Source organism: Bacillus sp. (in: firmicutes), from assembly GCF_031983925.1.
GTDB lineage: Bacteria > Bacillota > Bacilli > Bacillales > Bacillaceae_G > Bacillus_A > Bacillus_A pacificus.
Map to the genome: position 1 here is coordinate 70,916 of NZ_DALYZR010000008.1, position 12,691 is coordinate 83,606.

Consider the following 12,691-nt stretch of genomic DNA (forward strand, 5'->3'; position numbering starts at 1 on the left):
TATAAAGAAGATTTTTTATTATTAACTTGTTAAACAATAAATCCCCAATTGAATTAAATAAAAATTTATTGTTTAACAATAAATTCCGTGGTAAATTAATAAGATATTAAATAAATGAGGTGCTTTTTATGAAACAAGGATCAACACTCTTCCTAAAGACAGCTGTGATTCTAATGGGTATCCCTGTTCTTGCTATGTGCATTTTTTTAGTTCCTAAAATAGGAAACTTCGCTGCTGAACTATATCCTGATATTGCATATATTAAATATCTTGTATTTATCAACTTATACGCAACAGCAATACCTTATTATTTTGCTTTGTACCAAACATTTAAGCTTTTAAACTATATTGATAAGAACAATGCATTCTCAGAACTATCTGTTAAATCCTTAAAAAATATTAAGTACAGCGCACTAGCAATTAGTGTATTATATGTATTAGGTATGCCACTTTTCTATCTTGTGGCAGAGAGAGATGACGCCCCTGGCATTATTATTATTGGAATGATTATGATTTTTGCTTCAATGGTAATCGCGGTCTTTGCTGCCGTTCTCCAAAGACTATTAAAAGATGCGATAGATATAAAATCAGAAAATGATTTAACGGTCTGAGGTGAATAATATGGCAATTATTATTAATATTGATGTAATGTTAGCGAAAAGAAAAATGAGTGTAACAGAGCTTTCGGAGAAGGTTGGAATTACAATGGCTAACCTTTCTATTTTGAAAAACGGAAAAGCAAAAGCAGTTCGGTTTTCAACTTTAGAAGCCATTTGTAAAGCATTAGAATGCCAACCTGGGGATATTTTAGAATATCGACCTGAAGATATCGAATAAAAAGAGTCCTTCATACGAGAAGGACTCTTTTTATTTAATAACTAAACCTGCTATTTCTTCTTTATCATTATAAGTTATAATGAATGTCCGTTGTTCTTTACTATATTTTGCTACAAGAATAACAGTATATAAGCCATCTTTTTCTTCAATCGATTGTTTTTCAATTTTTTCGAATGTACCAGCTTTCTCTATTATAGGTGTAAGATCTTTCATCTTTTCTTCTGACAATGCAGCTTTCATTTTACTATCAAATTTTTCACGCACGTCTTTATACTTTGCCTCATTTAATAATGATACAATTTCTTCCGCCTTTGGAATAAACTTTTTTGACGTACTTTCATCTACTTTATTACCGGTACATGCCGCGAGCGCGAACGCCGCGATAGCACTTATAATAATAAGTAACATTTTTCTCATTTTCATACACCCTTTCTTTTTAAAATGAAACTATAACTAAAAACGAGTAACGCACAAATTGCTATTGAAACTTCTGATATAATGATCCCGCTTTTTCCTGGTACATAAAGTGATATAATGCCCGCTATTGCATTTGCAGCCCCATGGATGAGAATTGCATATACAACATAACGAAATTTTTTTTGGACGACAGCTTGTAATACAATGAAGGAAAGCCCAACATGTAATACCATCGCAAAAATACGCTCAATGCCGCCGAAATAGTAACTGTCACCATTTTGAATGACTGTTTGTGAAAATAATAGGGATATTACTGGGATGCCAACTATTAACACTGCCTCAATACCACCATGTCCTGCCCCAAATAAAAAACCAGACTGCCAATCTCGTTGTTTCATAAAATAGCGCATGGCGATAAAACGAGCTACCTCTTCAAAAATTCCAGCTGATAAACTAAGCAAAAGCGCAAATAGGACAGGCTGCATAACAGAAAACATTTGAAAATCTGTGCTAGTTCCATTTATATAATTCAGTATTGGTATACGAATCAATATTTGTGATACAACAAAAGCCAATACCCCTAACATATATGGAATATAGCGTTTCTTCCAAACAGCATATAAAAGTGCAATAAGCGGTAAACCAAAGCTAATCATTGCTGTAAAAATAAGACCATTCATCTCGCTTCACCTCTTACTTGAAGTGTATAAAAATGAGTGAAGAAAGTATGTAGTTATTTCCTATTCGGTTTCATTTTCATCATAGATGGTTATTTCATCTCTTTTAATATAAATGTTTGCGTGAAATAGGGACTTACATAAGTTGTTTCTAACGTCGCATTATTTGTTTTATTCATGATACGTTTTAATGAGAATAGTCCGTATCCTCTAGTCCCTTCTTTACTTGAATGGTTTTTTTCATAAATTTTTTGCAAATCAATCCCTTCACTCTTTGAACTATTACGCACGATGAAATATTGTCGTGAATCCATTTTAAAGAATGCGATTTGCAATATCTTCTCCTCACTTTGTACGGCTTCTTCAATTGCATTGTCTACTAAAACTGAAATGATGCGAATAAATGAAATAATCGCCATCGAAACACTTTCAATGTTCTCTGGTATATCAAGCATTACTTTTATTTGTTGCTGCTGGGCAGTACCGACTTTCGCTCTTAATACACTCCTTACTTCAGGAATATGTATGCGAGATAATTTTGCGATATCAAGTTCATGATCATTTATTGTTTTGAATGTGGGAGCAATAACATCGTAGTACACTTTCTCAATTTCTTTCACATTTTTTGTACGTATTCCCTCTTCTAACGATAGTAATACATTCATATAATCATGACGGAAACTAGCAAGCTCATCATGCATATTCTCTAATTTCTCCACATAATCTAATAACTCTTTATCTAAACGTTTTTCATGCTCTTCTCGTAACTTTTCTTTCGATAAATGTGAGCTTATTAGTACAATGATTAGTAATAATAAAAAAATAATAATCGCTGAATTATAACTTACTTCACTGTATTGTTGATTTATTTTTGCTAAAAACTCAGTTGACGGCTGAGTTAAAATTAGTTCAATAATAAACCCGACAATTAATAATATGTAAGTTATATAATATAACGGACTACTTACTATATATTGAGCAATTTTTTGAATTCTTTTACGCGCTAATAGAATACCGATAAAAGTAAGTGTCGTTACGATAAGATGAATTATACTTCCTGTCCATAAATATAAATTGAATGGCGTTAACATAAAGAGTTTCATTCCTAAATCCAAAAGCAACATTTTTACTAACGTTATAATCACCATGCTCACTAGTGCAAAATATACATTATGCTTAAGTTTTAGTTCATTTTGCATTAATCCTAAACTTATTAAAAATAACACAATCGTACTATTCAATTCTGGATATCTCGTTACTGTTACGACGATAGCAAGTAAAATAATGAATACCGCACTTAAAGCTATTAACATTCTAACTGACAATCTGTTGTACCGGATTAATTGTATGTATAAAAACGTATGACACATACTAGTAAGCAGTATTGCAAATAAATCATAAATATACATTACATCTCACCCTTTAACATGTTACGTACTTTACTCACTAAACGACGTGATACTGGAATACGTTTCCCGCTTTTTAAAACTATCATTTTTTGCTTCGTATCATAAGAAGACATTTGCTTCGTATTCACGATATATGATTGATGACAACGAAATAAACGTTCATCTATTATTTCAATTTCCTTTAAAGTTCCATAAAAATAAACGATTCGCCCCAACGTCACTAATGCTAACCGGTGCGGTTCATCAGTCATAACATATTCAACTTCATGAAAAGGAACCCGCACAGTGGCATTACTATTTTCAACGATAAAGTCATCCGACGGAATAATATGCTTATTTCTTGCTTCATATTGAAGTAAACATTGTTCAAAAACTTTATATCTCTCCTCGTATGGCAACCCTTTATCAATAAAAGTTAAAGCTGATACCATGTATTGATATGAAATAGGTGCAAATTCGGAATGCGTCGTTACAAAAACAATAATTCCTTGCGTATCATACTTTCGTATCTCTTGTGCTACTTGTAACCCTTTACGCTCTTCCCTTTTAATCTCTATATCTAAAAAATAGATTGGGACATACTTCGCCTTAGCAATGTTAGTAATGATGTTTTCACTTTTACTAGTTACCTCAATAAAATCAAAAGGCAACATATATTTCTCGCAAATCTCTTCAACTAGCCGCTTTATTTGCTGTGCTTGTATGACATCGTCTTCTAAAATGAAAATACTCATGTGATCACTCGCTTTATTGAAATCTTTTCATCTATAGATTTATCTATAAATATATAATTCAAATTATAATAATATTCTCCTTCTCATTAATTGAAATAATTAATCTGCTATTACATAGAGAAACCTCAACTTTTCAAACAAAAAGTTGAGGTTTTCTTCAAATCACTTTATGACTACATCCGCCCGATCCTTCGGCAATTCCGTTTCTAAGTAATAATCCTCTGCTTTCCAATACCTATTCTTAAACTTTGAAAGGTTCTTCTGCGTTTCCGGACTCTCCCGTAGAAACCGTGTCTCTCTTGGACAATCCAAGTACACCATATAGTGAAAAAAATCTCTCCATTCTTTTCGCTGTAGAAAAACACCTTCAATTACTATGACACCTACTATGGGGATCTGTACTTTTTTCATTTCACATAAGTCTACCTCATCATGATAGAACGGTAATTTCAGTCTCGTTTCATTTTGTAACTTTTGAAAAAACTTTTGCCGAAGCCACTCAATATCCCATTGCAAATAATAATACTCATACCATTCTTCAAATCCGGTATTGTAGCGTTTATTACGCTCCACTATATGATCATCAATATGAAAAATATGAAACGGAATGCTTTCCTGTTTCATATTTTCCTTTAAATTTGCAACAAATGTTGTTTTTCCTGAACGACTTAAACCATCTATACCTAAAATGAATCTATTTTCCCTATGCTTCTTCATAATAGTTATAAGTTCGTTTGTACTCATTATTTCTTCCACTCTTCTTTTAATAAAGAATATAAAATCGTATCATGCGCAACTCCATTTTGAATCATATGTTTTCGAAGTAATCCTTCTTCTTGAAATCCTGCTTTATTTAATAATTTTTGAGAAGCTTTATTTTCTACATATACAACAGCAGCAATTCTTATAAGTTGCAACTTTTCAAACCCGTAAGCTAAAATCGCCTGTAACGCTTCCGATGCGTATCCTTGTCCCCAATATGTATCGTCTAATTCATAACCAATTTCAGCTCGCTTATGATGATGGTTAATTAAATGAAAACCACATGTTCCGATTAATTGGCCCGTCCCCTTTTTCTCTATTCCCCAGCGAAATACACTTCCCTCTTCATAACGATTTTTAAACGTTTGAATCGTTGTTTTCGCTTGCTCAATATTTTCGAAAGAATCCATTCCGAAATAACGTATAACAGATTCTTTTGAAAAATAACGGAACATCGTTTCTGCATCTAACAGCGTTAATTCTCTTAATTGTAAACGTTCTGTTTCTAGTTTCGGAAACCCCATCTCTTTTTCTCCTTCTATTCTAATGAACTGCAAATTTCGATATAATTCCCATCTGGATCAGCAATGTATGCAATTGTTTGTCCCCACGGCTTTACAATTGGTTCAACTAAAATCGTAATACCTTGTTCTCTAAATTGCTCAATCATTTTTTCTACATTTTCAACAACGAATCCTAATTCAAAATGAGAAGATTGTAACTCGCCTTCTGTAAGTGGTAATCCTGTTAATTCTTTCACGTCTTGCCGCGTATTCATTGCTAATATTGTAGATCCCGTATTAAATTCAATATATGTACCGTGCTCTGCTTTTATAGGCAACTGTAAAATATCTTTATAGAATTTTAAACATTCCTCAAACTTTTCTACATATAAAATGATGTACTTCATCTTCAAATCCATTATTAATCCCCCTTTATATCCATCCCTAAAATTTCGACAAAAGTCTCATAAAAACCTTGTTTCCTATAGTAGCGAGCACAAAAAAATGAGGCCGATTTCTCGGCCCCCCAGCTTATTGGCATAAAACAGGAGATTTGGTTTGGACATAACCAGTTCGTACTCTTATTATATTTTATTTTTTCTGAATTTTAAATACATTAAACACCTATTTATATTGAGAAAGTTTTTTGTTTGCATAAAATTAATGAGTTTAAGAAATGCTACAAATGGAGGTGTATACATATGGAACCAATGCTATGTCCAAGTTGTAAAACGAACCGCACTCGCTTTAATATTCTTGAGCAACAAGTAAAACCCGTTAAGTTAAATCCACAAACTGGTCAAGTAGAAGAGGAATACACAAATGAAACGATGAATGCTTTTCATATGGCCTATCAAGGACCTACTTACCGTGTCCAATGTGCTGTATGCGGACTTGTTGAAAATCCTGAACAATTTATTAAACCTGCTCAAAATCAGTCTTTCTAATAAAAACATGATTATCCCTTGTAGAAATAGATTTTTCTATAAGGGATTTTTTCGTTTAATACGTTAATTAAAAATGTATTTCTTCCTTATTATATATATTAAACCCTACACTTTTTTGGTAATATTTACATAAGGGAGGTAAAACAAATGATTTTAAATAAAAAGATAATGCTTCCATCAACATTTCTATTATTAACTTGTCACATAGTCATCTTTTACTTTTGGATTTTCGACTGGAAGAAAATCTCGACTTCTTACGGTTTAGCTACATGGATACTTTCTACTGTTTGTGGTCTTTTACTTTATTTCATTTATAAAAAACAAAAATCTAATAAAGTGATATTAATTACTAGTTCGTTATTATTAATTACTTCTTCATTTATGATTTTTTTAGGTATCATTACTGGGATTATCTTTGTAACTGTTAGTTCTATGAATTAAAAAGGAGGTCTTTTATTATGTAAAAAAGATCGAACAAAATAAACATATATAAAAATTAAAGGAGCTGATTCTATACCAATCCCAATCCTCCCCTTTTAATAGTCGCAACCTTTGTTACAATATTTCCTTTTTCATTTTATTAATCTTCCAATATAAATTAATAAGCATATATAAATATAAACAACCCAAAAAACCTACCATACCTTTATATAATCCAGATTCTGATACTCCAAAAAGACATAAGTAAAGTGCTGGAATTAATGTTGCAAACATAATTGCAATGACTTGTAACAACTCAGTAAGTTTTTGTATCTTCGTTTCCTTATCTGAATATATATCAGGCAACTCATTTTCCTCTTCTACCTCTTTGCAAAAATAATTCCATTTCGCAAAACTCGTTACATGTTTCCATCCACACATTTCATATATATCAATATATTCTTTTTTCTTTTCTTTTGAATCTTTATAATCCAACCTAAAATCTGCTTTATAAATTACATCTTTCGGCTCAGTTTTCTTAAACGTATACATCATATTATACCTTTGTAGCGCCCAGCCTTGTTGATGCATTTTTCTTAAAAAGGCTTCCTCTTTTTCTAAACTCCATCCCGCGTAAAATTTAAATACCCTTTTTGTCTCCATCTTCCAATCACTCCCCTAATATACTATTCCCATTTTTAACCGAACGCTGTAATCTATTGTACTCTAGCTCCAACACTTCTCTCCCAAACGGCGTTAATTCATAGCACTTCTTTCTATCTGTAGAAGCCACTTCAACAATTAACTTCTCTTTTAGTAACTTCGTCGTATTCCCGTATAAAGTTCCAGGACCGAGCTTTACTTCTCCATTTGTCATCTCTTCTACCAATTGCATAATTCCATATCCGTGCATTGGTTTCACTAGTGATAACAATATGTAATATGTCGCCTCAGTTAACGGAATATATTTTCTCGCTTTCGTATTCATTATAACCACCTCCGATACATCGCTTCATGATATATCGACTTACGATACATCGTATACCGATATTATATATTTGCATTCCAAAATGTGCAAGAATATAATTTAATAATTGAATATTTATTTCTTTGAATTGAAAAACCGTATAAATTTTCTGAATAATTTGTTAAAATATAGAAATATCCGTTTATATTTTGAAAGGAATGATACATATGATAAATAAATTGAAAGAAAATATAGGATCAGTTTTTGTAGGTAAAGAAAATGTTATAGATCTATTAATTGTTTCCTTGCTTGCTGACGGTCATGTGCTTCTTGAGGATGTACCTGGTACTGGGAAAACGTTACTTGCGAAAACACTTTCAAAAAGTATTGGTGGTAATTTTTCTCGCGTTCAATTTACACCCGATGTACTTCCGAGTGATGTGACAGGTATTGAATACTTCAATCCGAAAACGAGCGAATTCGAGTTAAGACTAGGACCAGTCGTGGCAAATATTTTATTGGCAGATGAAATTAACCGTGCAATGCCAAGAACACAGTCTAGTTTATTAGAAGCGATGGAAGAACGACAAGTGACGCTTGAAAAGCAGTCAACTCCTCTTCCAAAACCGTTCTTTGTTATTGCGACGCAAAATCCAATTGAATCACAAGGAACGTTCCCTCTTCCAGATGCACAGCTTGATCGTTTTTTAATGACAATTTCTATAGGTTATCCAAATCCTGAAGATGAACTACAAATGATGCGACGTTTTCGTAACGATGCACCACTAGAAAGTGTCACATCTGTTATTACTTTAGATGATATTTTAGAGGCACAGAAACGAGTGAAAGAAATTTTCGTATCAGAACCGTTAGAACATTACATTATTAAACTTGCTCACGCTACAAGAAATCATGATTATATCGCTAACGGTGTAAGTCCACGTGCCACATTAGCTTTAGTACGTGCTGTTCAAGCGCTAGCCTTTTTACGAGAGAGAGAATATTGCACACCAGAAGATATACAATTGTTAGTTCCTTCTGTTTGGAATCACCGTATCGTCTTATCAATGGAAGGCGCATTACGTACGACAAAAAATGAAATGATGCAAAAGATTTTAAAAGAGGTTGACGTACCAGTGGAGATTGAGCAAGCATGAATGGACAGCGCGTTGTAACTGTACCTTTATTTTTTCAACTTCATATTATTCAACTATCTGTGCCAGGCGCGATACTATTTACATTTTTTATGCCGCAACGAATCATTATGTTTTTCTTTTTCTTCTACTATTTATTTGCGATTTTCATTTATAAATATGTCGCTTACATAGAGAAAAAGTTTCAAGTGATAAATGAGAAACAAACAACTCGGCTTTTCCCTGATGAATCTGGACAGTTTTTTATTCATTTAAAAAATGGAGCAAATATACCACTCGTTAATGGTGTTTGTTATTTTCATTTAGATCCGTCCCTACTACCGAATAAAGATCAAGGAATTGAACAAATATCAAAAACACTATTCTCTTTCCCATTTTCACAACCTGCTCATTCAATGCAAAAATGGGATTTATCATTAACCGCAACGAAGCGTGGCGTGTTTCAAATTGAACAATTCGAATGTGTTTTGAAAGATCCTTTTCATTTATTATCTGTACATTTACCTGTATTTGATAAATTAAGAACTGAAATTATTGTGTACCCTTCTCCTAAAGAAGTAGCAGGTTTGCAAGAACTTCAGCAACTTTTAAATGGATCTTATCGAACCAATTTTTCATTTTACAATGATGAAACATCTATTATCGGTGTGAAACGATATGAACGTGAGTCTTTCCGTTCTATTCATTGGAAAGCATCTGCTAAAATGCAGGAATTACAGGCGAAGCAATATGAACCTGTAAAAAATTATAGTTGGACGATCTGTCTTTCTTTAGCTGCTGATCGCGGGTTTGGTTGGAAAGATAATATAGAAAATCTTATTTCATTTGCAACATACATTTGTCAATACGCTACGAAGCATCAAATACCGTTTGAATTATTTATTAGTATATTAGCCGAAGGTGGTCCTCTGCACTTACCATTAAATGAAGGGCAAACACATTACGCCAAAGCTTTAGAGGAATTAGCACGTATTTCAGACGATAGCACATTAATTCCGAAACAAGGATTTCTCCATTATACAAATAGAAAAGGAGAACGATTCTCTACAATGATTTACATTGGCTTGCAGAAGAATGACCTCTCTCTTCTATCGCAACCTACGTTTCTCATAAATAACGAAGGGATGGTGGAAAAGCTTGAAAACTTGGCTCTATCACGTTAATGACTTTATTCTGCTGCTCCTCCTTTCGTTATTAACAGAAAGGGACGAACTTGTTGCCGTTGTTATATTTTTAGCAACAGGCTATATTGGTGTATTTCTTGTTCATAAATTAATGAAGAAAAAAACAACAGGATTTGTCATACTGTTAATAACTCAAATAATCGGTTGTTCTATTTTTCTCCCTTTCTCTCTATTTGGCATCATTATGTTACCGCTTTTCTTCTTTATCGTACATGTAGTTGGACCAGGATATCCAGTTCAAAAATCGTTAGGTGGTATTGTTTGGTTTGGTGTTTCAGCCATATTTTATACGCCCTTTCCACCTTTATGGAAACTGTTACTATTAGTTTTACACATTATGATTACATTTTGGTTAACCGGGGCAAATCGTAATCAACAGTTATTACGTTTCGCTTCTATTATTACGATTGGTGTAATGAGTATAGTACTTATTCAAGTGTTTCCTTTCATTCGTCTTGTTTTTTCATTTATCATAGAAGCAGTTGCATTAGGGTTCGGATACGCTATTAATCCATTATTTTCAGCAGCCGCGTTAAAAGAAACAGATGATTTTTGGTCGAATAAAGGAAATCTAAAAGATCCTACAATTAAGGATGGATTGGAGCCACGTCCTTTTGATCCAACTCTTATAAATAGCATAACCATAATAGCCTGTGCAGCCATTGCTATTTATGTCGTTTGGAAAATAATAAAAAAACGAAAACAATTCAGTTTACCAAATATACCTGTCTTTGAATCTACTATCATTACTGATAAAGACGGCATGAGCCAAAAACGTTTGAAACGAAACAAACCGCCACATAACGAAATTCGAAAAGAGATTTTTAAGCTTGAAAGTAAGTTAACTCCCCCTTTAAATAGAAATCGGGGAGAAACTATTGAGGCATGGTTAGATAGAATAAATATTGAAGAAGATGTAAATATTCAAAGTCATATTATTATTAATACTTATAATACAGTGCGTTATTCAAATGAGGAAAACACCGTACTTTTGCAGGAATTTAAGGATGAAATTCATAAGCTTTACATGTATCAGAAGGATTTAAAGAAAAGAAAAAAATAATACAACAAAAAGACTCCTATTTTCATAGGAGTCTTTTTATACTTCTACGTTACTTTTTAAATTGAGGCGTTTTTCCCTGCTTCAATCTCTAATGACTCTTCATGCCACCAAAGTGTTTCTTCAGGGTCTTCTTTAGCGATTTGGTGTGCTTCTTTTTTCGTTTCTACTGTAGGATATGAACCTTTTAGCGCGCGTCCTGATGTTGTAACGAATAGAACACTAAATACGACTAATCCAATGATACTTACACCTGTTAAATAAAATGCCGGTGCTAGCGGGTTACCAGTCGCATGAACTAAGTATGAACATACAAGTGGTGTTGTTCCACCGAATATTGATACAGAAATATTAAATGAGATCGAAAGTGCTCGATAACGTACATCGGTGAAAAAGAGTGATGGTAATAATGACGGTAATGTTCCTTCATACACACTTAGGAAGAAACCTAATATGAAAATACCTGCAAATATAGCAGCAATATGTCCGTTACCAATCAGTAAAAATGCTGGAATTGCAAATACAGTTAAACCAAGTAAGCCGATTTGCACGACGCGTTTATTACCAATTTTATCACTTAATTTACCGAAATAAAGTGCTAGCGGAATCATAAGTGCCATCGTAATTGAAATAATTAATAAGCCAGTTGTTTCTTTGACTTTAAGTACTTGAGTTAGATAAGAAGGAATATACGAAAGAATCATATAATTTGTAATATTAAAGAAGGCGACAATTACTGTGCTTAATAAGAAGTCTTTTTTGTGATATTTCATAATATCCATAAATGAAAATTGTTCATTGTCTTCAGATTCCTCTTGTGCTTTTTCCATCTCTTCAAAGATAGGAGATTCATCTAAATGACGGCGTAAATATAAACCGACCAAGCCAATTGGTGCAGCTATTAAGAAAGGAATACGCCAGCCCCAGCTGAGCATTTGTTCATCTGTTAACAATAACGTCAAAATGGTAACAATTACCGAAGCAGCAATGTAACCTGAGAGTGTTCCAATTTCAAGACCACTACCGAGTATACCACGCTTTTTATCTGGAGAAGATTCTGCGATATAAACCATTGCTCCTGAATATTCGCCGCCTGTAGAGAAGCCTTGAATCATTCGGGCAACTAAAAGTAGTATTGGTGCCCATACACCAATTTGTTCATAGGTTGGTAGTAATGCGATGAATAATGTAGAAAGTGCCATTAAAATAATAGTAGTACTTAACACGATTTTTCGGCCGTATTTATCTCCTATTCTACCAAAGAATACACCTCCAATTGGTCGAACGAGAAAGGCTGCAGCAAATGTACCGAATGTAAGTACAAGTTGCAATCCACTATTATCAACACCTGAGAAGAATAATTGACTTAAAATTACCGCTAAATACGCGTATAATCCGAAGTCAAACCACTCCATTGCATTCCCTATACCAGTAGCAACTACTGCTTTCCTGGCTTGTTTAGGATTGACAATATTAACGTCTTGAGGTTCAAAATTTAAATCATTATTTTGTTGCATATAATAAAACAGCTCCTTATTTAATTTAACTTCTTTAAGCACACCTTCTCTTATTGAATAAAATTAATTCGAAGCACTTAAGGAAAATTAACGTCTCCTTATC

Annotated in this window: 17 protein-coding genes; 7 read left to right on the plus strand and 10 right to left on the minus strand. The window is 33.1% G+C overall.

All coding sequences use genetic code 11. The features are described 5' to 3' along the window. Positions 1–128 precede the first annotated feature (128 nt). Positions 129–611: a DUF2975 domain-containing protein gene (locus RTP99_RS20300; protein WP_000809099.1), complete on the plus strand. Its 483-nt coding sequence runs from the start codon at positions 129–131 to the stop codon at positions 609–611. Positions 612–621: 10 nt separating this feature from the next. Next, a complete protein-coding gene (locus RTP99_RS20305; protein WP_000974624.1) occupies positions 622–837 on the plus strand; it encodes a helix-turn-helix domain-containing protein in 216 nt (71 codons plus the stop codon). 30 nt (positions 838–867) lie between these two features. Here the strand turns inward: RTP99_RS20305 and RTP99_RS20310 are convergent, their stop codons facing one another. The 7 genes from RTP99_RS20310 to RTP99_RS20340 all read right to left on the minus strand — a co-directional run bounded on the left by RTP99_RS20310 (position 868) and on the right by RTP99_RS20340 (position 5,758). Continuing rightward, on the minus strand, positions 868–1,254 hold the full coding sequence (locus tag RTP99_RS20310) for a DUF3887 domain-containing protein (RefSeq protein ID WP_001230585.1): 387 nt from the start codon (positions 1,252–1,254) through the stop codon (positions 868–870). Positions 1,255–1,256: 2 nt separating this feature from the next. Next, on the minus strand, positions 1,257–1,934 hold the full coding sequence (locus RTP99_RS20315) for a YhfC family glutamic-type intramembrane protease (protein ID WP_001013690.1): 678 nt from the start codon (positions 1,932–1,934) through the stop codon (positions 1,257–1,259). Between the two features lie 89 nt (positions 1,935–2,023). After that, positions 2,024–3,340 (minus strand): GHKL domain-containing protein, encoded by a 1,317-nt coding sequence (locus RTP99_RS20320; protein ID WP_046647447.1) that lies wholly within the window; start codon positions 3,338–3,340, stop codon positions 2,024–2,026. Further along, entirely contained in the window at positions 3,340–4,074 is a 735-nt protein-coding gene (locus RTP99_RS20325; protein WP_000021620.1) for a LytR/AlgR family response regulator transcription factor, read from the minus strand. The genes RTP99_RS20320 and RTP99_RS20325 overlap by 1 nt, the downstream gene beginning before the upstream one ends. Before the next feature lie 162 nt (positions 4,075–4,236). Then, on the minus strand, positions 4,237–4,818 hold the full coding sequence (locus RTP99_RS20330; RefSeq protein ID WP_000106117.1) for a kinase: 582 nt from the start codon (positions 4,816–4,818) through the stop codon (positions 4,237–4,239). Further along, positions 4,818–5,360, minus strand: a complete 543-nt coding sequence (locus RTP99_RS20335) for a GNAT family N-acetyltransferase (RefSeq protein ID WP_000506665.1) — start codon at positions 5,358–5,360, stop codon at positions 4,818–4,820. The genes RTP99_RS20330 and RTP99_RS20335 overlap by 1 nt, the downstream gene beginning before the upstream one ends. A gap of 14 nt (positions 5,361–5,374) precedes the next feature. Further along, complete coding sequence (locus RTP99_RS20340) at positions 5,375–5,758, minus strand: VOC family protein (RefSeq protein ID WP_000364494.1); 384 nt, start codon at positions 5,756–5,758, stop codon at positions 5,375–5,377. 282 nt (positions 5,759–6,040) lie between these two features. On the opposite strand from RTP99_RS20340, the gene RTP99_RS20345 reads away from it, so the two are divergent. Both RTP99_RS20345 and RTP99_RS20350 read left to right on the plus strand, forming a co-directional pair. Further along, the gene (locus RTP99_RS20345; RefSeq protein WP_000433609.1) at positions 6,041–6,286 is read left to right on the plus strand and encodes a hypothetical protein; all 246 of its coding nucleotides are present in this window, start codon (positions 6,041–6,043) and stop codon (positions 6,284–6,286) included. A gap of 147 nt (positions 6,287–6,433) precedes the next feature. Beyond that, complete coding sequence (locus RTP99_RS20350) at positions 6,434–6,727, plus strand: hypothetical protein (protein ID WP_000602676.1); 294 nt, start codon at positions 6,434–6,436, stop codon at positions 6,725–6,727. A gap of 114 nt (positions 6,728–6,841) precedes the next feature. Here the strand turns inward: RTP99_RS20350 and RTP99_RS20355 are convergent, their stop codons facing one another. Together RTP99_RS20355 and RTP99_RS20360 are read right to left on the minus strand one after the other, a co-directional pair. After that, positions 6,842–7,369 carry a DUF2812 domain-containing protein gene (locus tag RTP99_RS20355; protein WP_000448689.1) on the minus strand — a complete coding sequence of 176 codons (528 nt, stop codon included), beginning with the start codon at positions 7,367–7,369 and terminating at the stop codon, positions 6,842–6,844. A gap of 7 nt (positions 7,370–7,376) precedes the next feature. Then, positions 7,377–7,694, minus strand: a complete 318-nt coding sequence (locus RTP99_RS20360; RefSeq protein ID WP_001092634.1) for a PadR family transcriptional regulator — start codon at positions 7,692–7,694, stop codon at positions 7,377–7,379. 206 nt (positions 7,695–7,900) lie between these two features. On the opposite strand from RTP99_RS20360, the gene RTP99_RS20365 reads away from it, so the two are divergent. From RTP99_RS20365 to RTP99_RS20375, 3 genes are read left to right on the plus strand one after another with little or no spacing between them, the layout of a single operon-like run. Continuing rightward, positions 7,901–8,830 carry an AAA family ATPase gene (locus tag RTP99_RS20365; RefSeq protein ID WP_000608765.1) on the plus strand — a complete coding sequence of 310 codons (930 nt, stop codon included), beginning with the start codon at positions 7,901–7,903 and terminating at the stop codon, positions 8,828–8,830. Continuing rightward, the gene (locus tag RTP99_RS20370) at positions 8,827–9,990 is read left to right on the plus strand and encodes a DUF58 domain-containing protein (protein WP_001014358.1); all 1,164 of its coding nucleotides are present in this window, start codon (positions 8,827–8,829) and stop codon (positions 9,988–9,990) included. The genes RTP99_RS20365 and RTP99_RS20370 overlap by 4 nt, the downstream gene beginning before the upstream one ends. Then, on the plus strand, positions 9,965–11,074 hold the full coding sequence (locus RTP99_RS20375; protein WP_000860530.1) for a DUF4018 domain-containing protein: 1,110 nt from the start codon (positions 9,965–9,967) through the stop codon (positions 11,072–11,074). The genes RTP99_RS20370 and RTP99_RS20375 overlap by 26 nt, the downstream gene beginning before the upstream one ends. Positions 11,075–11,130: 56 nt before the next feature. On the opposite strand, the gene RTP99_RS20380 is transcribed toward RTP99_RS20375, so the two are convergent. Then, positions 11,131–12,588 (minus strand): MFS transporter, encoded by a 1,458-nt coding sequence (locus tag RTP99_RS20380; protein WP_001186944.1) that lies wholly within the window; start codon positions 12,586–12,588, stop codon positions 11,131–11,133. Positions 12,589–12,691 lie beyond the last annotated feature (103 nt).